Here is a 24487-nt window from a genome sequence, read left to right as displayed (position 1 = left end):
CGCGATCGATCAATCGGGTTGCGGACATGGGCAGCCGTTCCAGTTCTGATATCGGGCCGGGGGCTCGTCAGCCGAATGGTGATGATGGCGCCACCCGAAAACTGTTTGGGCTTCCGGGACGGCGCGTTGGCCGATAGGTAGGCTGCATCGGCCGCCAGAGCAATTCCGCGTTTCTCCGAATCGCGGAGTTACTCTAGCTCCTTGTTTTCTTGCATTTTCTTCACGCGAACCGGTATCCACCTCGCTTGAAAATGCTTCGCGCTCAACCTCCCGGAGATCCGCCATGCCCCAGACCTACGACGTCATCCTCAAGGGCGGCACGGTGGTGAACCAGGACGGGCGCGTCGCGCGCGATGTCGGCGTCACCGGCGGCAAGATCATGGCGCTCGGCGATCTCAGCCAAGCCTCGGCCGGCGAGGTCATCGATTGCACCGGCCTGCACATCCTCCCTGGCGTGATCGACTCCCAGGTGCATTTCCGCGAGCCGGGTCTCGACCACAAGGAAGACCTGGAGAGCGGTTCGCGCTCGGCCGCGCTCGGCGGCGTGACCTGCGTCTTCGAGATGCCGAACACCATTCCCCAGACGACGACGCCGGAGGCGCTGGCCGACAAGGTCAGGCGTGGGCGCCATCGCATGCATTGCGATTTCGCCTTCTGGGTCGGCGGCACCCATGAGAACGTCCATGACGTGCCGGAGCTGGAACGGCTCCCCGGCGCGGCCGGCATCAAGGTGTTCATGGGCTCCTCGACCGGCGATCTGCTGGTGGAGGACGATCGCGGCGTCGCCGAGATCCTGAAGCGCACGCGCCGCCGCGCCGCCTTCCATTCCGAAGACGAGGGAATGCTGCGCGAGCGTATGCCCCTGCGTGTCGAGGGCGATCCCTCGAGCCATCCGGTCTGGCGCTCGCCCGAGGTGGCGCTGACCTGCACGAAGCGACTGGTGCGGATCGCGCGGGAGACCGGTGCACGTGTCCATATCCTGCACATCTCGACGGGTGAGGAGATGGTCTTCCTGAAGGATCATAAGGATGTCGCGACCGTCGAGGTGCTGCCGAACCACCTGACGCTGGTTGCGCCGGATTGCTACGAGCGACTCGGCACCTATGCCCAGATGAACCCGCCGATCCGCGACGACAGCCATCGCCAGCGCATCTGGTGGGGTGTCGAGCAGGGCATCGTCGACGTGCTCGGCTCGGACCATGCGCCGCATACCCATGAGGAGAAGCACCATCCCTACCCGGCGAGCCATTCCGGCATGCCGGGCGTACAGACTCTGGTGCCGATCATGCTTGACCATGTGAATGCCGGCCGGCTGACGCTGGAGCGCTTCGTCGATCTCAGCAGCGCGGGCCCGCAGCGCATCTTCGGGCTGGAGGGCAAGGGCCGGATCGCGGTCGGCTACGACGCGGATTTCACCATCGTCGACCTCAAGCGCCGCGAGACCATCACCAAGGAATGGAGCGCCTCGAAATGCGGCTGGACGCCCTATGACGGCGTCACCGTCACCGGCTGGCCGGTCGGCACCTTCGTGCGCGGCCTCAAGGTGATGTGGGAGGGCGAACTGACGGCCCCGTCGCAGGGCGAGCCGGCCCGCTTCCTGGAGGCCCTGCCGCGCAGCGCCTGAACCGAAACGGCGGCGCCCGCGTTCGGCTCTGAATGAGCGCGCGGGCGGCCCCGCAAAAAAATCGAAAAAAGATTTCCGGCGCTGTCGATTCCAGCCGCGCCCGTTCGACGTGCAGTCAGAGAACGGGTTTCGGCGGTCCGCGCCGGAGCCGCCCGGTTCTCCCAAACCAAGGAGAAAGCCGATGCGTGTCATGGTTCTGGTCAAGGCCAGCAAGGACAGTGAAGCCGGCATCATGCCGAGCGAAGAACTCCTCACCCGGATGGGGGCCTATAACGAGGAACTGGTGAAGGCCGGCATCATGCTGGCGGGCGACGGCCTGCATCCGAGCGCGAAGGGCCTCCGCATGCGCTTCTCGGGCAGCGAGCGGGTGATCACGGATGGCCCCTTCGCCGAAACGAAGGAACTGCTCTGCGGCTTCTGGATCTGGCAGGTGAAGTCCTTCGAGGAGGCCGTCGAATGGTTGAAGCGCGCGCCCTTCGACGACGGCGCGGAGATCGAATTGCGCCGCATTTTCGAGATGGCAGATTTCGGCGAGGCGCTGACGCCGGAGCTGCGCGCGCAGGAAGAGCGCATCCTGGCCGGCGCGGCGAAGCTCGCAAGCTGAGCGACGTAAACTCCAAAATCCGATCCAGGCGCGAGCCGTGCTTTCGCCTTTCAAAGGAGAAAACCGATGCGTTTCATGGTGATGGTCAAGGCGACCAAGGATAGCGAAGCCGGCGCGCCGCCGACCCAGGAACTGCTCGAGGCGATGATGGCCTACAATGAAGAGCTGGTGAAAGCGGGCATCATGAAGGGTGGCGACGGCCTGCAGCCGAGTTCCAAGGGGGCGCGCGTCCAGTTCGACGGCGCCAAGCGTGCTGTCGTCGATGGCCCCTTCGCCGAAACCAAGGAACTCGTTGCCGGCTACTGGCTGTGGGAATGCGCGTCGCTTGACGAGGCGATCGCCTGGGTCAAGCGCTGCCCCAACCCGATGCCCGGTCCCTCCGAGATCGAGATCCGGCCATTGTACGAGCTGGCCGATTTCGGCGAGATCGTCACGCCGGAAGCCGCGGCGCAGTGGGACCGGCTCAAGGCCGAGTCCGAGGGGCAGCGCTGACCGATCGACGCCTTGCCGGTGCCACTTGTCAGCCGATGGGCTGATGGTGTGTATCGCTTCCCATGTCGGGCAGCGATGCACACCGCACCATCGAGACGGTCTGGCGCATGGAGGCGCCCCGGTTGATCGCGGGGCTCGCGCGCGTGACGCGCGATGTCGGCCGGGCCGAGGAGCTGGCGCAGGACGCGCTCGTCGCGGCCTTGAAGCAGTGGCCGGAAGAGGGCGTTCCGCGCAATCCGGCGGCCTGGCTGATGCAGGTCGCCAAGCATCGCGCGCTCGATGCCGCCCGCCACGAGATCATGGCACGGCGCAAGCAGGACGAGATCGGCCGCGACATCGACACTGAAGGGCCGGCGATGCCGGATCTCGACGAGACGCTCGATGACGAGGTGGGCGACGATCTGCTGCGCCTCATCTTCACGGCCTGTCACCCGGTGCTGCCGAAGGAGGCGCGGATCGCGCTGACGCTGCGGCTGCTGGGCGGACTGACGACCGACGAGATCGCGCGCGCCTTCCTGGTGCCGGAGCCGACCATGGCGCAGCGCATCGTGCGCGCCAAGAAGACGCTGAGCGAAGCCAGGGTCCCCTATGAGGTGCCGGCCGGCACAGAACTCGGCGCGCGCCTCGCCTCGGTGCTGGAGGTCGTCTATCTCATCTTCAACGAAGGCTATTCGGCCACGGCTGGCGAGGACTGGGTCCGGCCCGGCCTGTGCGAGGAGGCGCTGCGGCTCGGCCGCATCCTGGCGGCGCTTGCGCCTGACGAGCCCGAGGTCCACGGCCTCGTCGCGCTGATGGAGTTGCAGGCCTCGCGGCTTCGGGCGCGCGTCGGTCCGGATGGCGAGCCGATCCTGCTGCTCGACCAGAACCGCGCCCGCTGGGACCAGTTGCTGATCGGGCGTGGTCTGACGGCGCTGGAACAGGCGCAGCGGCTCGCCGCGACGACGCCGGGGCCGTATCTGCTGCAGGCCGCGCTCGCCGCCTGTCATGCTCGCGCCCGGACCGCCGAGGAGACCGATTGGCCTCGCATCGTCGCGCTCTACACGGTGTTGGGGCAGGTGACGCCGTCACCGGTCGTCGAACTCAACCGTGCGGTGGCGGTCAGCATGGCGGAGGGCCCGGAAGCGGGGCTCGCCCTGATCGACGCGCTGGCAGAGGAGCCGGCGCTCAAACGATACCATCTGCTGCCGAGCGTACGTGGCGATCTGCTCGCCAAGCTCGGCCGCCATCTCGAGGCGGCGGAGGCTTTCGAACGTGCGGTCGCGCTCACGCAGAATGCGCGGGAGCGTGCCTTGATGCAGGAAAGAGCGGCAAAGGAACGTGCAGCGGGGCGATGAATCGTTGCCGCGCGACCCTGCTCAGGCGGCCGTCTCGGCTTCCTTGCCTTCTGGAGCCGCGAGGCCGCGGCCGACATCGGCATAGATGAAGCCCTTGGCGCGAACCTGCTCGGCCCGGTAGACATTACGGAGATCGACGAGGATCGGCGCTGCCATCGCCGCCTTGACTCGGTCGAGATCGAGCGCACGGAAGATGTTCCATTCGGTGACGATGACTGCGGCGTCGGCATCCGCGACGCATTCATAGGCGTCGCCGCAATAGGTCACGCCGGCCGGCAGCACGGCTTTCGCCTGCTCCATGCCCTCGGGGTCATAGGCGCGGATCGTGGCGCCGCCATCGACCAGCGCCGTGACCACCGCGATCGAAGGCGCGTCGCGCATGTCGTCGGTGTTCGGCTTGAAGGTCAGGCCCAGCACGGCGATCGTCTTGCCCCTGACCGAGCCGCCGCAGGCTGCAACGACCTTGCGACCCATCGCCCGCTTGCGCTGCTCGTTCACCGCCGCGACCGTCTCGACGATGCGCGCCGGCGTGCCGTAATCCTGCGCCGTCTTGATCAGGGCGAGCGTATCCTTCGGGAAGCATGAGCCGCCATAGCCCGGCCCGGCATGCAGGAATTTCGAGCCGATGCGGTTGTCAAGACCCATGCCGCGGGCAACGTCCTGGACATTGGCGCCGACCTGCTCGCAGAGATCGGCGATCTCGTTGATGAAGGTGATCTTCGTCGCCAGAAAAGCGTTGGCGGCGTATTTCGTCAGCTCCGCCGTGCGCCTGCCGGTGTTCAGGATCGGTGCGTTGTTGAGATAGAGCGGCCGGTAGATATCGGCCATCACGGTCCGTGCCCACTCATCGTCGGTGCCGACGACGATGCGGTCCGGCCGCTTGAAATCCTCGATCGCCGCGCCCTCGCGCAGGAACTCCGGGTTGGAGACCACGGCGAACTCGGCATCGGGCCTGAGTTCGCGGATGATGCGCTCGACCTCGTCGCCGGTGCCGACCGGGACCGTCGACTTGGTCACGATGACGGTATGGCCGCTGATTGCCTGCGCGATCTCGCGGGTCGCGGCATAGACATAGGACAGGTCGGCGAAGCCGTCGCCACGACGCGAGGGCGTGCCGACCGCGATGAAGACCGCATCGGCCTCGGCAACCGGGCCGGCGAGATCGGTGGTGAAGGACAGGCGCCCAGCCGCGGCATTGCTGCGCACCAGCTCCGACAGGCCGGGTTCGAAGATCGGGATCTCGCCGCGCTTCAGCGCCGCGACCTTGCTCTCCAGCTTGTCGACGCAGACGACCTCATGGCCGAAATCCGCAAAACAGGCCCCGGAGACAAGCCCGACATAGCCCGAGCCGACCATCACGATCTTCATCGATAACTCCCGTCCGTGAGACGATAGCGCAGGGGCGCGTACTAGCCCGGCTTTGAGACAAGCGCGAGAGAAAAGCGGCGTTGTGAAGGCCACGCGAATGAAGGCCGAGTCGCCCGGTGGCCAGATGCCGCGAACCTGTCGCATTCCGTTGCAACTCTGTTCATGGCGGCGTCTATAAGGGATGTCGCATCTTCCGTGCCTAGAACGAGAGCCTACATGAGCGATTCCGTGAGTCCCCTGGCCGGCAAGCGGCTCGAGCCCGGCCAACTCGTCGACGTGACGGCTCTCACCAAAGCCTATTACGAGCAGCCCGATCCTTCGCAGCGTTCGCAGCAGGTCGCCTTCGGCACCTCCGGCCATCGCGGCTCGGCGCTGCTGCGCTCGTTCAACGAGGCGCATATCCTGGCGATCGCGCAGGCCATCTGCCTGTATCGCCGGGAGCAGGGGATCGATGGACCGCTCTTCCTCGGCATCGACACACACGCGCTCTCGCGCAATGCCTTCGAGACCGTGCTGGAGGTCTTCGCTGCCAATGGCGTCGCCACGATCATCGACGAGAAGCTCGGCTTCACGCCGACCCCGGTGATCTCGCATGCGATCATCGTGCATAACCGCGGGCGCTCCGCCGGGCTCGCCGACGGCGTCGTGATCTCGCCTTCGCACAATCCGCCGGCCGATGGCGGCCTGAAGTACAATCCGCCCCATGGCGGACCGGCCGATACCGACGCGACCGGCTGGATCGAGAAGCGGGCCAACGCCTTCCTTGCCGAGAAGCTCGCCGGCATTCAGCGCATGCCCTACGAGCGCGCGCTGAAGAGCGAACATGTTCACCGGCACGACTACATCACCGGTTATGTCTCGGACCTCGCGAGCGTCGTCGACATGGAGGCGATCCGCCAGGCCGGGATCGTGATCGGCATCGATCCGCTGGGCGGGGCCGGGCTCGACTACTACCAGCCGATCATCGACCGCTACGGGCTGAATGCGACCATCGTCAGCAAGGAGGTCGATCCGGCCTTCGGCTTCATGACGGCCGACTGGGACGGCAAGATCCGGATGGATTGCTCCTCGCCCTATGCGATGGCGAGCCTGATCGGCATGCGCGACCGTTTCGACGTCGCCTTCGCCAACGATACCGATGCCGACCGGCACGGTATCGTGACGCGCAGCAGCGGGCTCATGAACCCGAACCATTATCTCGCGGCGGCGAGCGCCTATCTCTTCGCCAACCGGCCGGGCTGGCGTGCGGACGCCGCGATCGGCAAGACGGCGGTGTCGAGCGCGATCATCGACCGCGTCGCGGCCAAGCTGGGGCGGCGGCTCGTCGAGGTGCCGGTCGGCTTCAAATGGTTTGTCGATGGTCTGATCTCGGGCAGCTTCGGTTTCGCCGGCGAGGAGAGCGCCGGCGCCTCTTTCCTGCGCATGGACGGAACGGCCTGGACCACCGACAAGGACGGCATCATCCTCGGCCTGCTCGCCGCCGAGATCACCGCGAAGACCGGCAACGATCCCGGCGTGCTCTACGATAAGCTCACGGCTGAGCTCGGCGAGCCGCACTATGCGCGCGTCGACGCCCCGGCGAGCGCGAGCCAGAAGGCCGTCCTCAAGAACCTGTCGGCAGAACAGATCGCCACGAAGGAGCTCGCGGGGCAGCCGATCACGGCGATCCTGAGCAAGGCTCCCGGCAACGATGCGCCGATCGGTGGCGTCAAGGTCACCTCGGCGGATGGCTGGTTCGCGGCGCGCCCGTCGGGCACCGAGGAGGTCTACAAGATCTATGCGGAAAGCTTCCGCGACGAGGCTCATCTCGCTACGATCCAGAAGGACGCGCGCCGCATTGTCGGGCAGGCCTTCGCGTCGGCCGGGGCGTCCTGAACTTCAACGGGCCGGCGCAGGAGAACATCGCTGCCGGCCTGTCCCACAGGCGCAGGTTGTGCCCCGCGTCGACGGGCACGTCTCCTAATTGTCGATAGCTGGAGCCCGCTCGACCAGCTCAAGAAAAACAGCGGCGCAGGCAAGCCAGAGGATCATCGCCCAGATCATCATCGTCCCTCCCGTAGTTTTATTTTCATCGAGGATAGCTGAGGATTCGAGCGCGGCAAGGGCGTGAAGATTTCACTTTCATGTCAACGTGCTGACTGTCGCCGGCGCCTCGATATGATGGGTTTGCGGCACCTGGGGCAGCGATCTGATTCGCGCTCTCCGCGGTGCAGGGCAGCCGGTGAGCAGGACGTTGGTTGCTCGCCTCGCTCCTCAGATGGCACTCCGCTTCCTGGCGGGCCGGAAGCGAGCCCGGAAACCTCCGCCATGGATGCGACGGCCGATCGACGGGTTCGCGCTGCCTCGTGGTGTCCGGCTGCGCCGCGTCAGGCTTCGATGACGCAGCCCAGGCGCGTCAGCGTGGCGTCGATCCAGCTACGATCGTCCTTGCCCTGCTCGATCGCCCGCATCTTCTTCTCTTCCATCGCGTGCTTCTCGACGGGCGACATCACGATCGCCTCGGTGCCCTCGCTGATGCATGGGCGCGTGCCGCGTATCCTGCGCGGCTACGCCACACGGCACCCGAACAACCGCGTCGAGATCCTCGACCGGACCAGCACGCTCGTCATCGAGGCGGTGCAGCGGCGTCAGGCGGAGTTCGGCCAGCATGTCCCGCCGCCGATCCAGCAGGGCCTGCATGACGAGATCCTGGTCCGCGATCCTTTCGTCGTCTATTGCCGCCACGACCTTCCGCTGGCGGGGAGCGAGTCCATCACCTGGGCCGACCTCGCCGGCCATGACCTGATCATGCTCGGTGGCAGCAGCGGCAATCGGCTATTGATGGAGGCGCAACTCTCGCTTTCGGGCATCGAGGTGAAGACCAAGTTCGTGGTCGGGTCTTTCTCAAGCGCGGTCGGGCTGGCCTCGGAAGGGCTGGGCATGGCCTCTCTGGGGGAATCGCTGGTCGAGAACCTGCGCCTGATCTCGCGCAGATTCCGCTGGTGGCCCCGATCTTCGACCGGCCGGTCTCGCTGATCCCGCGACACAGGGAGGCGCTGACCCCGGCCGCGCAGGGGCGCTATACAACCTGATCTTACGCGATCTCGGTCCGCTGTAGCGAGCGCTAGCGCAGCAGGAAGCCGTGCCGCAGCGGGTCGTCACGGTCGATGAACCATGTCGCCTGGCCGCAGAGATGCGCGCTGCCGGAGACTTCCGGGATGATCGCGTCGATCTCTCCGAGCCTGGTCTCCTGCAGAACCCGCCCGGTCATGATCGAGCCGACGATGGATTCGTTGACCAGAAGTTCGCCCGGCTCCAGCAGCCCCTTGGCATGGAGCAGGGCGGTACGCCCGGCCGTGCCGGAGCCTGTCGGCGAGCGGTCGAGCTGCCGGTCGGCGAAGATGCAGCAATTGGCCTGCGTCGCCTTGGGGTCGAGCGGATCGCCGTCGATGATCGTGCCGTAGATATGGTTCAGTTCCGGGATTTCCGGGTGCACCACCGGGAAGGCCTTGTTGGCGGCGATCTTCACCTCGGCGCCGAAGCGGATCAGCGCCTCGGCGTTGTCCCGGCGGATCGAAAGGTCGAAGGGGCGGCCATCGGTATAGAAGTAGAAGGCGCCGCCGAAGGCGATGTCCCCGGTGACGCGGCCGTAGGTCGGCGTCTCCACGCTGACGTCGCGATGGACGAGATAGGAGGGGACGTTGACGAAGCGGACGCTGGCGGCGCGCTTGCCGTCCCAGGTCACGAAGGCCTCGATGAAGCCGCAGGGCGCGTCGATGCCGACCCGCGTCTCCGGCTCGGTGCGCTTGACCCAGCCGAGCTCGACGGCGGCGGTCGCGAGCGCGATGACGCCGTGGCCGCAATGGTCGCTGTAGCCCTCGTTGTGGACGAAGATGACGCCGAAATCAGCTTCGGGGGAGACGGGCTCGGTCAGGTAGCCCGCATACATGTCGGCATGGCCGCGCGGTTCGAAGATCAGCGCCTGCCTGATCTCGTCGATGTTGTTCTTCACCCAGTCGCGGCGCTGGACGATCGTCCTGCCGGGCAGACGCGGCAAACCGCTGGTCACGATCCGGAAAGGCTCGCCGCCGGTATGAGCCTCGACGGTCTGGATGACGCGTTCGGTCTGCATGTTTCCCCCTGATGCTGCTGTGTTCTGGACAGCCTTGAGCAGGTCCAGGCGCCGTCCGCAAGGGAGGCGCCTGGACGCGTGTTAGCAGGGTCAGCCGATCGTCATCAGGCTGGCATTGCCGCCGGCCGCGGTGGTGTTGATCGAGGTCGAGACCTCCTCCAGCAGCCAGTTCAGGCAATAGGCATCGGGGTCGCGCTTCAGCTCTTCCGTGCTCGCCGCTTGCACCAGCACGAGCGGGCCGGGGAGCTGGGCGATGCGGCGGTTCACCTCGCCGATGCGCTGGGTGTCGCCCTCGACCAGCGCGCCGGAGAACGGGCCGTCGGCCTCCCAGTCCGAGGTCCAGCTGATGCGGGCTTCGACAGTCCCCGGCAGACCAGAGAGCGCGCCGTTCAGGCCGGAATCCACGTCGATGACGAGCTGGTTGCCCGTCGCCAGCGCCGCCGCGACCTGCTGGTAGAGGCCGGCCTCGGTCTGCGGCACGAGGAGAATGCGGCCGCGCGGATGCAGCGCATAGAGATTGCGCTCGCCGACCGGGCCGGCCAGCTCGACATGCAAGCCCAGCGCCGAATGGCCGCCGATCTCGCGGGCGGTGTTCGCTTCAGCGTTCAGACCCTTGCCGGAGAGCCAGGCTGCATATTCGAGCAGCGCCGGATCGGTGTGGATCGAGCTGTGCTGCGGCGGGATCGGCGCCCTGCGCACGAGACGGCCGATATAGAGCGGCCCGCCGGCCTTCGGCCCGGTGCCCGAAAGGCCGCGGCCGCCGAAGGGCTGCACGCCGACCACCGCGCCGATGATGTTGCGGTTCACGTAGAGATTGCCCGCCTTGATGCGGCTGGTGACATGGGCGATCGTTTCGTCGAGCCGCGTGTGCAGGCCGAAGGTCAGGCCATAGCCGGAGCCGTTGACCTCGTCGATCAGCTTGTCGAGATCGTCGCGCTGATAGCGGATGACGTGCAGCACGGGGCCGAAGACCTCGCGCTTCAGATCGGTAAGGCTCTTCAGTTCGACGATGGTCGGCGGCACGAAGGTGCCCTTCGCCGCGGCGTCCGGCAGCGGGAGCTGCTCGACCTTGCGGCCGAGGCCGCGCATGCGCGCGACATGCTCGTCGATCTCGCGCTGGGCGCCCTCGCTGATCACCGGGCCGATATCGACGCTCAGCTTGTCGGTGCGGCCGATCGTGAGTTCCTTCAGCGCGCCCTGCAGCATGTGCAGCGTGCGATCGGCGATATCCTGCTGCAGGCAGAGCACGCGCAGCGCCGAGCAGCGCTGTCCGGCGCTGTCGAAGGCCGACGCGATGACATCGGCGACGACCTGCTCGGCCAACGCCGAGGAATCGACGATCATGCCGTTCTGGCCGCCGGTCTCTGCGATGAGCGGGATCGGCTTGCCCTCGGCCGAGAGGCGCTCGGCGAGCTGGGCCTGGATGCCGCGCGCGACCTCGGTCGAACCGGTGAACATGACGCCGGCCGTCTCGGCCGCGCCGACCAGTGCCGCGCCGAGGCGCCCGCTGCCGGGCGTGAACTGCAGCGCGCTGCGCGGGACGCCGGCCTCGTGCAGGATCTTCACGCTCTCATGGGCGATGATCGGCGTGACGCCGGCGGGCTTGGCCATCACCGCATTGCCGGCGACGAGCGCCGCCGCGACCTGACCGGTGAAGATCGCCAGCGGGAAGTTCCACGGGCTGATGCAGACGATCGGCCCCAGCGGCGCATGCGCCGGCCCGAGCGTCTTGCGCGCCTGGTCGGCATAGTATCGCAGGAAATCGATGGCCTCGCGCACCTCGCTGATCGCATTGGCAGCCGACTTGCCGGCCTCGCGCATGGCGATGGCCATCAGCGTCTCGATGCGAGCCTGCATGATATCGGCGGCACGGTCGAGGCAGGCGGCGCGCTCGGCCGGCGGCACGGCAGCCCAGGCCTTGCCGCCCTCGGCGGCGAGGCGGGCGATCTTGGCGGCATCCTCGACCGCAAGCTCGGTGACCTGCCCGACGACGTCGGAATGATCGGCCGGGTTCAGGATCGGCCGCGTCGTGCCGGCAGTCGAGTTGTCGGCGAGCAGCGGCACGGCATGCCAGCTTTGCCCGACCGTCGCCGCGAGATTGCCTGCCAACTCGGCCAAAGCCGCCTCATTCGAGAGGTCGATGCCCTTCGAATTGGCGCGGTCGGCGCCGTAGAGATCGCCCGGCAGCGCGATCTGGTCATGCAGCATGCCGATGACCGGCATCGCCTCGACGACATCGACGGGATCGGCGACGAGCGAGTCGATTGTCACCTTCGGATCGGAGATGCGGTTCACGAAGGAGGAGTTCGCGCCGTTCTCGAGCAGGCGGCGCACCAGATAGGCGAGCAGCGTCTCATGCGTGCCGACCGGCGCATAGATGCGGCAGGGCCGGTCGAGATTGTCCTGGCCTACGACCTCGTCATAGAGCGGCTCGCCCATGCCGTGCAGGCACTGGAACTCGTATTTGCCGACCGCGAAGTCGTTGCCGGCGAGATGATAGATCGTCGCCAGCGTCTGGGCGTTATGCGTCGCGAATTGCGGGAAGATCGCGTCCGGCGCCGCCAGCAATTTGCGGGCGCAGGCGACATAGGCAACGTCGGTATGGACCTTGCGGGTATAGACCGGGAAATCGGCGAGCCCGTCGACCTGCGCGCGCTTGATTTCGGCATCCCAATAGGCGCCCTTGACGAGGCGCACCATCATGCGCCGGCCGGAGCGGCGGGCGAGATCGATGATCCAGTCGAGTACGAAGGGGCAGCGCTTGCCATAAGCCTGCACCACGAAGCCGAGGCCGTTCCAACCCTTCAACGCATCGTCGAAGCTCAGCGCTTCCAGCAGGTCGAGCGAGAGCTCCAGCCGGTCCGCCTCCTCGGCATCGATGTTGAGGCCGATATCGTAAGATTTGGCGATCAGCGCGAGCTCGCGCACGAGCGGCAGCAGCTCCGACATCACGCGGCCGGCCTGCGCACGGCTATAGCGCGGATGCAGCGCCGAGAGCTTGATCGAGATGCCCGGGCCTTCATAGACGCCGCGCCCGTTGGCGGCCCGGCCGATGGCGTGGATCGCGTTCTCGTAGTCGCGATAATAGCGCGCGGCATCGGCGACGGTGGTCGCGGCCTCGCCGAGCATGTCGTAGGAATAGCGGAAGCCGCGCGCTTCCAGCGGGCGCGCGCGCTTCAGCGCCTCGTCGATCGTCTCGCCGGTGACGAACTGCTCGCCCATCATCCGCATCGCCATGTCGACGCCACGGCGGATCACCGGCTCGCCGGCCCGCGCGATCAGGCGCGTCAGGGCGGCAGCGAGGCTGCGGTCATTGACGGTGGAGGTCAGCTTGCCGGTGACGACGAGGCCCCAGGTCGCGGCATTGACGAAAAGCGACTTGCCGCCGCCGACATGGGACTTCCAGTCGCCATCGGCGATCTTGTCGCGGATCAGCGCGTCGCGCGTCGCGGTATCCGGGATACGCAGCAGCGCCTCGGCGAGGCACATCAGTGCGACGCCCTCCTGGCTGGAGAGAGAATATTCCTGAACCAGCCCCTCGACGCCGGTGCCCTTGTGCTTGGCCCGCAGCGCCTCGATCAGCTTGCGGCCCGTCGCGGCGATCTCCTGCTTGCTCGCCGGAGCCAGCTTCGCGGCGGCCAACAGCGGCGGCAGGCACTCCGTCTCGGGCCGTCGATAGGCGGCGGTGATCGCCTGACGCAGCGCCGATTGCTCCCGGATCGGCGGCGCGAAGCCCGCGAAGGGCGCCGGGCTCGTGACGGTGGCGACTGCGGAAGCGGAGGCTTGGCTCATGGCTTTTCCCGGCTGGTTCGAACGCGACGGGCCGGAGGCGATACCCTCTCCCGTTCTTTGCGCGGGAGCTTATCATGAGCCTGATTTTCGGGCGGTCCAAATGCTGCTATCCTGCAGTCCAATCAGACTTCAGATTTGAGGATTGCAAGTGAAAAAGCCTAAGGAATTACCAATAGAAGGCGATCTGGACGCGTTCGATCGGAAGATTCTGGACGTGCTCCGGGAGGATGGCCGGATTTCGATCGCAGAACTCGGGGCGCGGATCGGCCTATCCAAGACGCCCTGTCAGATCCGGTTCCGCAGGCTGCTCGACGACGGCTATATCGAGGGCTTCCGGGCGACGCTCAATCCGGCGAAACTCAAGCTCGATCACATTGCCTTCGCCGAAGTGAAGCTGTCCGACACCACGGAAAAGGCGCTGACGAAGTTCAACGAGGAGGTCAAGAAGATCAGGGAGGTCGAGGAATGCCACATGATCGCCGGGCGTTTCGACTACCTCCTCAAGATCAGGACGCCTGACATCAGGCGCTACCGGGCCGTGCTGGGCGAGAAGATCTCGAACCTGCCCCATGTCGCGAACACCTCGACCAATGTCGCCATGGAGACGGTCAAGGAAACCTGGTGAGGCGGGCCGGCCCGGATCGTTCCGGAGCCGGCATGCTCTTCAGGCCTCCAGTCCGGCCTTGCGGCTTTCCAGCGTCGAGATGACGCGGAAGCCGATCGAACGGAACGGCTCGGGCGCGATCCAGCTCGCCTCGCCCATGATCGTCCCGACCTCGACCGCCCTGCCGACGCCGCGGATCAGGTCGGCGAGACTGCGGCCGAGCATCGTGCCCTTGGCGAGGCCGCTGCCATTGCAGCCGCCGGAGGCATAGAGTCCGTCCTCGAGCTTTCCCCACCAGGGCGCGCCATTCATGGTGAAGGCCGTCGTTCCACCCCAGACATATTCGAAATCGATATGCCGCAGTGCCGGCCAGCGGCGCTCGAAACGGTCGCGCAATGCGCGCACGGCAGCGGCCTGCGCGATCTCGGCGTCATGGGCGTAGAGCGAACGGACCATGAGACGGTCACGGCCGATGCGGCGCAAGGTCGTGCCGAGCCGGTGTGCGGGCAGGAGGCCCCAGGCAGGGGACTGGCCGAGATGTTCGATATCGGCGTCCTTTACCGCTTCGGTGACGGCGGCATAGGTGAAGATCGTCGCCATGCGCGACTTCAGGTAGCCGAGCCGGGGAATGAAGCCGTTATTAGCCAGCACGACCGTCCGGCAGCGGATGCTGCCGCCCTCGGTGGCGAGCCGCCAACCGGAGCCTTCCCGGCGCATCTCGCGGACCGGACTCTGCTCGTAGAGCGTGATGTTCGCGGGGAGCGCATCGACAAGGCCACGGATCAAGGCCGCTGGCTGCAGCAGCCAGGTGTCGTGCAGATGGATGCCGTAGCGATAGTAATCCGCGCCGATGCGCTCGCGGATGCCGGCCCGGTCGAGGATCGTATGCTGGAGGTTGTTGGCCCGGGCGACCTCGGCGACCTTGCGCAGGGTGGCCTCGCCCTCTTCGGTCGCGGCGGCGCGGATCGAGCCGACCTTCTGCATGTCGCAGGCGATATCGTTGTCGCGGATGATGCCTTGCAGCCAGACGAAGGCTTCGGTGAAGAGCCTCGTCTGATTGCGGGCCTTGTCCGCCATTTCCAGCGAGGCCGTGCGCGGCAGCACGTCGGGGGCGGTGAAGCCCGAATTGCGCGCGGACGAGCCTTCGCCGACCGTCGTCGCCTCGATGAGGGCGATGCGCGCCTGCGGATCGAGCTCGTGCAGGCGCCGGGCCGCGGCAACCCCGGTATAGCCCGCGCCGATGACGGCATAATCGGCCGCTATGTCTTCGCTCAGCGCGGCGCGCGGCGTGCGCGCGGGAAGCATCGCGTTCCAGCCGCAATGGTTTGTGTACTTCGGGTAGGTCAGCTTGGACATGGCTTTGCTGCGAAAGGAGGGAGGCCGTGCCCGAAAGGCGCGGGCCCCTAGTTCAACGCGACGACGAGGAATGTCGAGAGGATCGTTGCGGACAGGGCGAAGGCCGAGAACAGGACGACGTGGAAGATGCCGGTGCCGAAGGCGGCGATCGCTGCTGCCGCCGCCACGGCGGCAAGGAGAAGAATGGTCAGGATCGTTCTGTTTCGCGTCACTTCGGACAAGGTCATGAGAGGCTCCGATTTTATCGTGGCGGATATAGCGGTCTGATCGGGACTGTCTTTGCGATGAAGCAAAGAGGGAGAGCGTTGCGTCCGCTCGCTCCGGGGGGCGGGAAAACACGGCATCCATAATGAAGGCGGCCTCTCGACCATCCAGCCGGGCTGACGCGCCGCCGACCTTTTCGTGCGGCCCGAGGAAGCGTGCGCGACCGGATGCCTTGGAGCGCGTGGCTCATCGTCGCCCAGGTCATCGGGCCCAAGCCATCGTCGATCATATGAGGGGAGCGTCGTGCCGAGAGCGGAGGGAAGGCGGCTTTTGCGTTACGGCCTTCTTGTCGAGACCCGATCGTCCGGGGCAGGAAAGAAGTGCTGGCGGGGGCGAATGATCCGCTATTGGATCAGGCCACCGGCTGAAGAGCCGGCACCGACCCATCGCGAGACTTCCGATCGATGAAGATCCGGCAGATCGAAATCTTCCGCGCCGTCATGGCCGGCGGTTCCACGACCGCCGGTGCCGCCACGCTCGGCCTGTCGCAATCGGCGGTCAGCCGGCAGCTCACGCAGCTCGAGGAGGAACTGGGCTTCGAGCTGTTCGAGCGCAGCAATGGCCGCCTTCTGCCGCGGCCGGAAGCTTTCGCCCTGATGGACGAGGTCGGCGAACTCGCTTCGCTGGTCGCGCGGCTGAAGCGCTATACCGAGGACCTGCGGGCGGGAACCGCCGGCCAGCGCTTCCTCAAGGTGGCCGTGCCGCATTCCTTCATCGCAACCGTGATGCCGGAGGTGATCGAGATCTATCTGGCGGAGCGCCATGACGCCTCGGTCGAGCTGATCGGCGGACATTACGACGCGATCGAGCAGATGGTGCTGGCGCGCGTCGCCGATCTCGGCTTCGTCAGCCTGCCGCCGCGCAACAAGGGTTTCGAGGCCCGCGAGATCGTGCGCTCGGAGTCAGTCTGCATCATGCCGGCCGGCCACCCGCTGGCGGAACGGCCGAATCTCGTGCCGCGCGACCTGTCGGGACATCCCCTGATCATGCTAGGCCGCCAGCGGCCGGCGCGCCTCGCCTTCGAGCGGCAATTGCGGCGGGCGGGCGTCTTCCCGATCGTGCGCATCGAGGTCCATTCGGTCGAGGCCACCTGCGGGCTCGTTGCCCGCGGGCTCGGCGTCGCGGTGGTGCCCGAGCTGATCGCCGGGCTCTACCGGCACCTGCCGATCGCGCAGCGCCCGTTCAGCCCCTGCATCCACGGCGCCTATGGCATCGTCACGCTCAAGGGCGCGCCGATGTCGCGCTCGGCGGAAGCCTTCACGGAGATCCTGAAGAGCCGGCTGGAGGCGCAGGCCGGCACATAGCCCGATGCGCTTTGCGCATAAGGTTGCGGAGATTCTCGGCGCCGCTCATGGTCGGCGCGACAGGTGAACGGCGATCACGCCGCCCTGCCGTAGCCGGGAGCCATCGATGACCGTCTTCGTCATCCGACGATTGATGCAGAGCCTGCTGGTGCTGGCGGCGACCGCCGTCATCGTCTTCGTCGGGGTCTATGCCATCGGCGATCCCGCGGAGATGCTGATCGCGCCCGACGCCACGCCGGCCGAACGGGCGCAGGTCGAAGCCTCGCTCGGTCTCGACAAGCCGCTGCCGGTCCAGTTCCTCGCCTTTCTCGGCAACGCGCTCAAGGGCGATCTCGGCCGCTCCTTCGTCTTCAACCAGCCGTCGATCTCGCTGATTCTCGAGCGCCTGCCGGCGACGCTGGAGCTGGCGCTGGTCGCGATCCTGATCGCGCTGGTCATCGGCATCCCGCTCGGGCTGATCGCCGGCCTGAGGCCACGCTCCGTCGTCGACGAGACGATCATGACCGGCTCGATCCTCGGCTTCAGCCTGCCGAATTTCTGGCAGGGCATGATGCTGGTGATGATCTTCTCGGTCTGGCTCGGCTGGCTGCCCTCCAGCGGGCGCGGGCCGACCGGGCAGATCCTCGGCATCGAGACCAGCTTCGCCTCCTGGGAGGGCATCCGCCACCTGATCCTGCCGGCGACCAACCTCGCCCTGTTCAAGCTCTCGCTGGTGATCCGGCTGACTCGGACCGGCGTGCGCGAGACCATGCCGCTCGATTTCGTCAAGTTCGCGCGTGCCAAGGGGCTGACCGAACGCCGGGTCGTGCTGGTGCATGTGCTGAAGACGATCATGATCCCGCTGGTCACCGTGATCGGTATGGAGATCGGCTCGCTGATCGCCTTCGGCGTCGTCACCGAGACGATCTTCGCCTGGCCCGGCATCGGCAAGCTCCTGATCGACTCGATCATGCGGCTCGACCGGCCGGTGGTGGTCGCCTACCTGCTGGTCGTCGTCAGCCTCTTCATCGTGCTGAACTTCGCGGTCGACGTGCTCTACTCGATCCTCGATCCGCGCATCCGCCTGGGGCGCAACTGATGGCGCTTGCGAAACCCGCCCTCTTCGCGGCGCTCCGCCCCGATGCCGACAGCCTGCTGGCGCGCTCGCTCGCCGGTATCCTGAAGAGCCCGAAGGCGACGATCGCGGCTATCGTCTGCGTCCTGCTGATCCTGACCGCGGTCTTCGGTCCGGCGCTGGCGCCGCAGGACCCTTACGACCTTTCGACGCTCGACATCATGGATTCGAAGCTGCCGCCGGGCTCCGAGAGCATGAGCGGCGCGACCTACTGGTTCGGCACCGACGTACAGGGCCGCGACATGCTCTCGGCCATGATCTACGGCCTCAGGACCTCGCTCTTCGTCGGCGTCCTCGCCGGCGTCGTGGCGCTCCTCGTCGGCACCGTGCTCGGCCTCTCGGCCGCCTATTTCGGCGGCCGCGTCGACAGCGTGATCATGCGGCTGGTCGACCTGATGCTGGGCTTCCCGACCCTTCTGGTCGCGCTGATGCTGCTCGCCATCCTTGGGCAGGGCGTCGGCAAGGTCATCTTCGCACTGGTACTGGTGCAATGGGCGATGTTCGCCCGCGCGGTTCGCGCCGCGGCGCTGGTCGAGAAGGGCAAGGACTATATCGAGGCGGCGAAGATGCTGGGCCTGTCGCGCCCGCGCATGCTCTTCGGCCATCTCCTGCCGAACTGCCTCTCGCCCTTGATCGTCATAGGCACGCTCCAGGTCGCGAACGCGATCTCGGCCGAAGCGACATTGTCCTTCCTCGGCATCGGCCTGCCGATCACCCAGCCCTCACTCGGCCTCCTGATCGCCAACGGCTATCAGGTGCTGCTCTCCGGCCAGTACTGGATCAGCGTCTATCCCGGATTGCTGCTGCTCACCCTCGTCTTCAGCATCAACATCGTCGGCGACAGGCTGCGCGAAGTGCTGAACCCCCGCCTCGCGGAGCGCTGAGCCATGACCCCGGTGCTCGTCGTCGAGAATCTCGAAACCCAGTTCGCCAGCTCCGCCGGATTGGTCCGTGCCGTGGACGGTGTCTCCTTCAGCGTCGACCGCGGTGAAATCCTCGGGCTCGTCGGCGAATCCGGCTCGGGCAAGTCGATCACCGGCTTCTCGATCCTGGGGCTGATCGAGCCGCCCGGACGGATTGCGGGCGGGCGCATCCTGTTCCAGGGCGAGGATCTCGTCGGGCTTCCAACCGAGCGGCTCAGGCGCCTGCGCGGCAAGAAGATCGCGATGATCTTCCAGGATCCGATGATGACGCTCAACCCGGTGCTCTCGATCGAGACGCAGATGGTCGAGGCCGTGCTCGCCCATGACGCGGTCTCGCGGGAGGAGGCGCGGGTACGCTCGCGCGATGCGCTCGGCCTCGTCGGCATTCCCTCGCCGGAGGAACGCCTGAAGGCCTATCCGCACCAGTTCTCCGGGGGCATGCGCCAGCGCGTCGCCATCGCGATCGCGCTGCTGCACAAGCCCGACCTGATCATCGCCGACGAACCGACGACCGCGCTCGACGTCACCATCCAGGGCCAGATCCTGTTCGAGGTGCGCCGGCTGGCGAGCGAGTTCGGCATGGCGCTGATCTGGATCAGCCACGATCTCGGCGTCGTCGCTGGCCTCGCCGACCGGATCGCGGTGATGTATGCCGGCCGCATCGTCGAGACCGGCGCCACCGACGATGTGCTCGACCGGCCAGCCCATCCCTACACGCGCGGCCTGATGGAGGCGCTGCCGGCCAACGCGGCGCGCGGCGAGCGGCTGCATCCGATCCCCGGCCTCTCGCCTTCGCCCTTGGCGCGGCCCGCCGGATGCGCCTTCCGCACGCGCTGCTTCGCGGCGAGCGAAATCTGCCAGCAGGAACCCGTCCTACAGGGCGAGCATCACAGCTTCCGTTGTCACCATCCGCTCTTGCCCGGAGTCGCCGCATGACCGGAGCGCTCATCGAAGGACGCGGCCTCGTCCGGCGCTTTTCCCGCGGCCTCGACGCGGCGGAGAAGCTCGCCCGCGCGCTCGGCGCAAACATCTCCGAGGAAACCGTCCATGCCGTCGAAGGTGTCGACATCGCCATCCGGCAGGGCGAGGTGCTCGGCCTCGTCGGCGAATCCGGCTGCGGCAAGTCCACGCTCGGCCGCCTGCTGGCCGGGCTCTTGCCGCTGACCGAGGGCACCCTGCTCTGGCAGGGCAAGGATGTCGCCTCGCTCTCGCGCAGCGAGGCGCTGGAGATGCGGCTTGCCGTGCAGGTGATCTTCCAGGACCCGATGTCCTCGCTCAACCCGCGCAAGCGCGTCGTCGACCTCGTCGGCGAGGCGCCGCGGGTGCATGGCCTCGTCCGGGCCGGCGAGGTCGACGACTACGTCGCGGAACTGCTCGAGAAGGTCGGGCTCGACCCGTCCTACCGCAAGCGCTACCCGCACCAGTTCTCCGGCGGCCAGCGCCAGCGCATCGGCATCGCCCGGGCGCTCGCGGTCAAGCCACGGATGATCGTCTGCGACGAGTCGGTCTCGGCGCTGGACGTCTCGATACAGGCGCAGGTCATCAACCTGTTCATGGACCTGCGCGAGGAGCTCGGCCTGACCTATCTCTTCATCAGCCATGATCTCAGCGTGGTGAAGCACATCAGCGACCGCGTCGCGATCATGTATCTCGGGCGCGTGGTCGAGACCGCGCCGGCCGATGCCTTCTTCGCCGCGCCGAACCACCCCTATACCGCGGCCCTGCTGCGCGAATTGCCCTCGGTGAAGGAGCGCCGGCGCGCCTTCACGCCGATCCGCGGCGAAATTCCCTCGCCGCTGCATCCGCCGAGCGGCTGCGCCTTCCATCCGCGTTGCCCGCGCATCTTCGCGCCTTGTGCGCAGGCGCGACCGCCTCTCGAACCGATCGCTGACGGACATCTCAGCGCCTGCCATCTCAATGCCATCGCCGCCGCGCCAGTCACGGCCGGCGGCAGCGCCTGAAGAGGAGACATCGCATGACCTCCAAGCTTCGCATGACCCGCAAGCCGCACCTCACCGCGCTCCTGCCCCTGCTGGCCAGCGCCGCCTGGCTGGGCACCGCGAGCCTAGCCGGGGCCGCCGATCTCATCATCGGTACGGCGAGCGAGCCCTCGGCGATGGACCCACTGTTCTCCCGCACCGGGCCGAACCAGAACATCGCCATGCAGATCTTCGACCGGCTGGTCGAGACCGACGCGCATCTGCGCATGCAGCCGAGCCTGGCCGAGAGCTGGAGCACGATCGACCCGACCACATGGCGGATCAACCTGCGCAAGGATGCCCGTTTCCAGAGCGGCAAGCCGGTCACGGCCGATGACGTCGCCTTCTCGCTGGAGCGCGCCCGCAACGTGCCCAACAGCCCGGCGCCGTTCTCCAACAACGTCTCGGGCGTGACCTCGGCCAAAGCGGTCGATGCGACGACGCTGGAGGTGAAGACCGAGGCGCCGACTCCCGACCTGATGGAGCGCATCGGCTTCGTCTACATCCTCGAGCGCGCCTCTGCCGAGGGCAAGAGCCTGCAGGACTACAACAAGGGCGACGGGCTCGTCGGCTCCGGCCCCTACAAGTTCAAGGAATGGGTGCCGGGCGACCGCGTCATCCTGACCCGCAACGAGGGCTATTGGGGACCGAAGCCCGCCTTCGAGACCGTGACGATCCGCTTCATCGCCAATGACGCTGCCCGCGTGGCGGCGCTGCGCTCGGGCGCGGTCGACCTGATCGACGGCGTGCCGCCGGCCGACCTGCCGGTGCTGGAGAAGACGGCGGGTCTCAAGGTTCACGCGATTCCCTCGGCCCGCCTGATCTATCTCGCCCTCGACACTGCGCGCGAGGAGAGCCCCTTCGTCACTGACAAGGACGGCAAGCCGCTGAAGCCCAACCCCCTGCGGGACCTGCGCGTGCGCCAGGCGCTGGCCAAGCTGATCAACGTGCCGGCAATCGTCGAACGGCTGCTCAACGGAGCGGGCGTGCCGGCCGGTCAGCTCGTGCCCGAGGGCGTCGCCGGCTTCGATCCGACGCTCAAGCCGGTCGCCAACGACCTTGCCGGTGCCAAGGCGCTGCTTCAGCAGGCCGGGCTGAAGGACGGGTTCGGCATCACCATCCATTCCTCGAACGACCGTTTCGCCGGCGACAAGGATATCGCGCAGGCGATCGGCCAGATGTTCTCGCGCGGCGGCATCAAGGTGAACGGCGTGATGACGCAGCCCTATAACGTCTATGCCGGCGCCGCGAGCCGGCAGAGCTTCTCCGCCTTCATCTTCTCGCTGGGCACGACCACGCCGACGGCGGGGCCGGGCATGCGCAACCTGTTCATGACCGCTGACTCGAAGGCCGGCACCGGCGGCTTCAACCGGGCGCGCTATTCCAACCCCGCCTTCGACAAGGCGCTGGCCGAGGCGCTGACGCAGTTCGACGACAGCAAGCGGATCGCCGGCATCCAGGCCGCGACCAAGATGGTTTTCGCCGACCTGCCGGTGATCCCGCTCTACTGGCAGAAGATCGCCTGGGCCTCGAAGGCCAACATCACTTACGAGGCCAACATGGCCGAGGACACCACTGCGGCGCGGGCGGGGCTGGCCAAGTGAACTCCCAATCGATGAAGGCTGCCGCCCCGGAAAGCGGCGATGATGTCGTCACGCTGAAGGACGTCATGGTGACGATGCGCGACGGCGTCCGGCTCGCCACCGACGTTTACCTGCCGGCGCGGGATGGCAAGGCCCTTCCCGGTCCCTTTCCCGTGGTGATGGAGCGCACGCCCTATGGCAAGGCGGAGCTCTCGCGGTCCGAGATCGGCCGCGGCGAGGCCAAGCCGATGGCCCGCACCGGTGTCGCGGCCCATTTCGTCCGGGCCGGCTATGCCGTGGTCTATCAGGATTGCCGCGGGCGCTATGGCTCGGAAGGCGAGTTCGTCAAATACGTCTCCGATGCCGAGGACGGCTACGATACCTGCGCCTGGATCGTCGCACAGCCCTGGTGCAATGGCCGGATCGGCACGATGGGCCTGTCCTATGCCGCCCATACCCAGGCGGCGCTGGCCTCTCTTACACCGCCCGGTCTCGCCTGCATGATCCTCGATTCCGGCGGCTTCTCGAACGCCTTCCAGTGCGGCATCCGCCAGGGCGGTGCCTTCGAGCTGAAACAGGCGACCTGGGCCTATAACCGGGCGCAGGAAAGCCCGGACGCGCTTACCGACCCCGTCGTTGCCGCCGGCCTCGCGGCTGAGGATCTGCACGCCTGGTTCCGCGTGATGCCGTGGAGCGAAGGCCGCTCGCCGGTGCGCTGGGTGCCGGAATACGAGACCTATCTGCTCGACCAGTGGCGCGCCGGCACGTTCGGCCCGGAATGGAAACGGCCGGGCCTGTGGCTGGAGGGCTTCTACGACGCGGTGCCGGACATTCCGATCCTGCTGATGTCGAGTTGGTACGACGTCTATGTGAAGACCACCTTCGACAATTTCGCGGGCCTCGGCGCTTCAGGCCGCCGGCATCTCAACGTCATCATGGGGGCCGGCCTGCATGGCAATCGGCAGTCGACCTTCGCCGGCGACGTCTCCTTCGGCGAGGCCGCGCCCTTCGACGGCAATGTTGGCACGAACTGGCTCGATTTCCGCAAGCGCTGGTTCGATCGCTGGCTTCGGGACGAGCCCAACGGGCTTGAGGCCGACCCGACCTTACGCCTGTTCATGATGGGCGGCGGCTCGGGCGAGAAGGATGCCGACGGACGCCTTGTTCAGGGCGGGCGCTGGATCGAGACTTCGCAATGGCCGCTGCCGGACACCGACCAGCAGTCCTGGTACATTCACGGCAATGGCCGGCTCTCACGCGATGCGCCGGCTGCGGACGCCGCGCCGCTGACCTATGATTTCGATCCGGCCGATCCGGTGCCGACCATCGGCGGCGCGCTGACCAGCGGCCAGCCGATATTCGAGGGCGGCGGCTTCGACCAGCGTGAGGGACCGCGCTTCTTCGGCTCGCGCGATGCCGGCATGCCCCTGATCGCGCGGCGTGACGTGCTTGCCTTCGAAAGCCGGCCGCTGGAAGAGGATATGGCGGTGATCGGGCCGATCACGGTCGAGCTCTGGGTCGCCTCCGATGCGCCAGATACGGATTTCACCGCCAAGCTGGTCGACATGCACCCGCCCTCGGCGGACTATCCCACCGGCTTTGCGCTCAACCTGACCGACGGCATCCTCCGCTGCCGCTATCGCAAGTCATGGGAGAAGCCGGAGCCGATCGAGCCGGAGGTTCCGTTCCGGATCACCATCGAGCCCTTCGCGACGGCGGCGCTGTTCAAGGCCGGGCACCGGATCAGGCTCGACATCTCCTCGTCGAACTTCCCGAAATTCGACGTGAACCCGAATACGTTCGATCCGGAAGGGCAGGGGCGTCGGCGGCAGATCGCCCGCAACACGGTGTTCTGCGATGGCGCGCGCGCGTCCCGGATCGTCATTCCGGTCGTGCCGCTGGCCTCGCTGACGTATCTGACAAGCCTCGCAGGCTGAATGAAAACTGCCTGCGTCATCCAGAACGACCCGGCGCCTCATGGAGCAGTTCGGCGATTCTTCGAAGCGCGGAACTGCTCCATGCCTCTGTTTCTCGA

At 66.9% G+C, this 24487-nt stretch carries 20 protein-coding genes; 14 read left to right on the top strand and 6 right to left on the bottom strand.

Annotated elements, in window-relative coordinates; genetic code table 11:
* Positions 1-283 precede the first annotated feature (283 nt).
* From J0I42_RS08685 to J0I42_RS08670, 4 genes are all read left to right on the top strand, one after another.
* Positions 284-1624, top strand: coding sequence for a dihydroorotase (locus J0I42_RS08685; RefSeq protein ID WP_291654424.1), 1341 nt, complete (start codon positions 284-286; stop codon positions 1622-1624).
* 181 nt (positions 1625-1805) lie between these two features.
* Positions 1806-2228 carry a YciI family protein gene (locus J0I42_RS08680; RefSeq protein WP_291654423.1) on the top strand — a complete coding sequence of 141 codons (423 nt, stop codon included), beginning with the start codon at positions 1806-1808 and terminating at the stop codon, positions 2226-2228.
* Positions 2229-2294: 66 nt separating this feature from the next.
* Positions 2295-2720, top strand: a complete 426-nt coding sequence (locus J0I42_RS08675; RefSeq protein WP_291654422.1) for a YciI family protein — start codon at positions 2295-2297, stop codon at positions 2718-2720.
* Positions 2721-2782: 62 nt separating this feature from the next.
* Positions 2783-4054 carry an RNA polymerase sigma factor gene (locus J0I42_RS08670; RefSeq protein WP_291654421.1) on the top strand — a complete coding sequence of 424 codons (1272 nt, stop codon included), beginning with the start codon at positions 2783-2785 and terminating at the stop codon, positions 4052-4054.
* A gap of 21 nt (positions 4055-4075) precedes the next feature.
* Here J0I42_RS08670 and J0I42_RS08665 read toward each other — a convergent pair whose 3' ends face one another.
* Complete coding sequence (locus J0I42_RS08665; protein ID WP_291654420.1) at positions 4076-5422, bottom strand: UDP-glucose dehydrogenase family protein; 1347 nt, start codon at positions 5420-5422, stop codon at positions 4076-4078.
* 216 nt (positions 5423-5638) lie between these two features.
* Between J0I42_RS08665 and pgm the strand changes: the two genes are divergently transcribed.
* A complete protein-coding gene (pgm, locus tag J0I42_RS08660) occupies positions 5639-7297 on the top strand; it encodes a phosphoglucomutase (alpha-D-glucose-1,6-bisphosphate-dependent) (protein ID WP_291654419.1) in 1659 nt (552 codons plus the stop codon).
* A gap of 491 nt (positions 7298-7788) precedes the next feature.
* Here the strand turns inward: pgm and J0I42_RS08655 are convergent, their stop codons facing one another.
* Positions 7789-7911: a hypothetical protein gene (locus J0I42_RS08655; RefSeq protein WP_291654418.1), complete on the bottom strand. Its 123-nt coding sequence runs from the start codon at positions 7909-7911 to the stop codon at positions 7789-7791.
* Positions 7912-7924: 13 nt separating this feature from the next.
* Here J0I42_RS08655 and J0I42_RS08650 point away from each other — a divergent pair, with 13 nt between their 5' ends.
* Entirely contained in the window at positions 7925-8437 is a 513-nt protein-coding gene (locus tag J0I42_RS08650; RefSeq protein ID WP_291654417.1) for a LysR substrate-binding domain-containing protein, read from the top strand.
* An 88-nt stretch (positions 8438-8525) separates the two neighbouring features.
* Here J0I42_RS08650 and lhpH read toward each other — a convergent pair whose 3' ends face one another.
* Together lhpH and putA are read right to left on the bottom strand one after the other, a co-directional pair.
* Positions 8526-9533 (bottom strand): trans-3-hydroxy-L-proline dehydratase, encoded by a 1008-nt coding sequence (gene lhpH, locus J0I42_RS08645; protein WP_291654416.1) that lies wholly within the window; start codon positions 9531-9533, stop codon positions 8526-8528.
* A gap of 90 nt (positions 9534-9623) precedes the next feature.
* The gene (putA, locus tag J0I42_RS08640) at positions 9624-13325 is read right to left on the bottom strand and encodes a trifunctional transcriptional regulator/proline dehydrogenase/L-glutamate gamma-semialdehyde dehydrogenase (RefSeq protein WP_291654415.1); all 3702 of its coding nucleotides are present in this window, start codon (positions 13323-13325) and stop codon (positions 9624-9626) included.
* A 148-nt stretch (positions 13326-13473) separates the two neighbouring features.
* Here putA and J0I42_RS08635 point away from each other — a divergent pair, with 148 nt between their 5' ends.
* Positions 13474-13950, top strand: coding sequence for an Lrp/AsnC family transcriptional regulator (locus J0I42_RS08635; protein WP_291654414.1), 477 nt, complete (start codon positions 13474-13476; stop codon positions 13948-13950).
* Positions 13951-13989: 39 nt separating this feature from the next.
* Here J0I42_RS08635 and J0I42_RS08630 read toward each other — a convergent pair whose 3' ends face one another.
* Both J0I42_RS08630 and J0I42_RS08625 read right to left on the bottom strand, forming a co-directional pair.
* Positions 13990-15285, bottom strand: a complete 1296-nt coding sequence (locus J0I42_RS08630; RefSeq protein WP_291654413.1) for an NAD(P)/FAD-dependent oxidoreductase — start codon at positions 15283-15285, stop codon at positions 13990-13992.
* A 47-nt stretch (positions 15286-15332) separates the two neighbouring features.
* The gene (locus tag J0I42_RS08625; protein WP_291654412.1) at positions 15333-15512 is read right to left on the bottom strand and encodes a hypothetical protein; all 180 of its coding nucleotides are present in this window, start codon (positions 15510-15512) and stop codon (positions 15333-15335) included.
* Between the two features lie 441 nt (positions 15513-15953).
* Between J0I42_RS08625 and J0I42_RS08620 the strand changes: the two genes are divergently transcribed.
* From J0I42_RS08620 to J0I42_RS08590, 7 genes are all read left to right on the top strand, one after another.
* On the top strand, positions 15954-16853 hold the full coding sequence (locus tag J0I42_RS08620; RefSeq protein WP_291654411.1) for a LysR substrate-binding domain-containing protein: 900 nt from the start codon (positions 15954-15956) through the stop codon (positions 16851-16853).
* 106 nt (positions 16854-16959) lie between these two features.
* Positions 16960-17931 (top strand): ABC transporter permease, encoded by a 972-nt coding sequence (locus J0I42_RS08615; protein ID WP_291654410.1) that lies wholly within the window; start codon positions 16960-16962, stop codon positions 17929-17931.
* A complete protein-coding gene (locus tag J0I42_RS08610; RefSeq protein ID WP_291654409.1) occupies positions 17931-18851 on the top strand; it encodes an ABC transporter permease in 921 nt (306 codons plus the stop codon). The genes J0I42_RS08615 and J0I42_RS08610 overlap by 1 nt, the downstream gene beginning before the upstream one ends.
* Positions 18852-18854: 3 nt before the next feature.
* A complete protein-coding gene (locus tag J0I42_RS08605) occupies positions 18855-19826 on the top strand; it encodes an ABC transporter ATP-binding protein (RefSeq protein ID WP_291654408.1) in 972 nt (323 codons plus the stop codon).
* Positions 19823-20851 (top strand): ABC transporter ATP-binding protein, encoded by a 1029-nt coding sequence (locus tag J0I42_RS08600; protein WP_291654407.1) that lies wholly within the window; start codon positions 19823-19825, stop codon positions 20849-20851. Before J0I42_RS08605 ends, J0I42_RS08600 begins: the two co-directional genes overlap by 4 nt.
* A 14-nt stretch (positions 20852-20865) precedes the next feature.
* Positions 20866-22473 (top strand): ABC transporter substrate-binding protein, encoded by a 1608-nt coding sequence (locus J0I42_RS08595; RefSeq protein ID WP_291654406.1) that lies wholly within the window; start codon positions 20866-20868, stop codon positions 22471-22473.
* Between the two features lie 11 nt (positions 22474-22484).
* Positions 22485-24389: a CocE/NonD family hydrolase gene (locus J0I42_RS08590; RefSeq protein WP_291654405.1), complete on the top strand. Its 1905-nt coding sequence runs from the start codon at positions 22485-22487 to the stop codon at positions 24387-24389.
* Positions 24390-24487: the final 98 nt, after the last annotated feature.

The sequence above is a fragment of the Allobosea sp. genome (genome assembly GCF_017308015.1).
Lineage (GTDB): Bacteria > Pseudomonadota > Alphaproteobacteria > Rhizobiales > Beijerinckiaceae > Allobosea.
This window is presented reverse-complemented; position numbering and strand designations above follow the sequence as displayed.

Coding starts and splice junctions, on each gene's coding strand:
- J0I42_RS08685 (WP_291654424.1), top strand. CDS start 284: ATGCCCCAGACCTACGACGTCATCCTCAAGGGCGGCACGGTGGTGAAC.
- J0I42_RS08680 (WP_291654423.1), top strand. CDS start 1,806: ATGCGTGTCATGGTTCTGGTCAAGGCCAGCAAGGACAGTGAAGCCGGC.
- J0I42_RS08675 (WP_291654422.1), top strand. CDS start 2,295: ATGCGTTTCATGGTGATGGTCAAGGCGACCAAGGATAGCGAAGCCGGC.
- J0I42_RS08670 (WP_291654421.1), top strand. CDS start 2,783: ATGTCGGGCAGCGATGCACACCGCACCATCGAGACGGTCTGGCGCATG.
- J0I42_RS08665 (WP_291654420.1), bottom strand. CDS start 5,422: ATGAAGATCGTGATGGTCGGCTCGGGCTATGTCGGGCTTGTCTCCGGG.
- pgm (WP_291654419.1), top strand. CDS start 5,639: ATGAGCGATTCCGTGAGTCCCCTGGCCGGCAAGCGGCTCGAGCCCGGC.
- J0I42_RS08655 (WP_291654418.1), bottom strand. CDS start 7,911: ATGTCGCCCGTCGAGAAGCACGCGATGGAAGAGAAGAAGATGCGGGCG.
- lhpH (WP_291654416.1), bottom strand. CDS start 9,533: ATGCAGACCGAACGCGTCATCCAGACCGTCGAGGCTCATACCGGCGGC.
- putA (WP_291654415.1), bottom strand. CDS start 13,325: ATGAGCCAAGCCTCCGCTTCCGCAGTCGCCACCGTCACGAGCCCGGCG.
- J0I42_RS08630 (WP_291654413.1), bottom strand. CDS start 15,285: ATGTCCAAGCTGACCTACCCGAAGTACACAAACCATTGCGGCTGGAAC.
- J0I42_RS08625 (WP_291654412.1), bottom strand. CDS start 15,512: ATGACCTTGTCCGAAGTGACGCGAAACAGAACGATCCTGACCATTCTT.
- J0I42_RS08620 (WP_291654411.1), top strand. CDS start 15,954: ATGAAGATCCGGCAGATCGAAATCTTCCGCGCCGTCATGGCCGGCGGT.
- J0I42_RS08615 (WP_291654410.1), top strand. CDS start 16,960: ATGACCGTCTTCGTCATCCGACGATTGATGCAGAGCCTGCTGGTGCTG.
- J0I42_RS08610 (WP_291654409.1), top strand. CDS start 17,931: ATGGCGCTTGCGAAACCCGCCCTCTTCGCGGCGCTCCGCCCCGATGCC.
- J0I42_RS08605 (WP_291654408.1), top strand. CDS start 18,855: ATGACCCCGGTGCTCGTCGTCGAGAATCTCGAAACCCAGTTCGCCAGC.
- J0I42_RS08600 (WP_291654407.1), top strand. CDS start 19,823: ATGACCGGAGCGCTCATCGAAGGACGCGGCCTCGTCCGGCGCTTTTCC.
- J0I42_RS08595 (WP_291654406.1), top strand. CDS start 20,866: ATGACCTCCAAGCTTCGCATGACCCGCAAGCCGCACCTCACCGCGCTC.
- J0I42_RS08590 (WP_291654405.1), top strand. CDS start 22,485: ATGAAGGCTGCCGCCCCGGAAAGCGGCGATGATGTCGTCACGCTGAAG.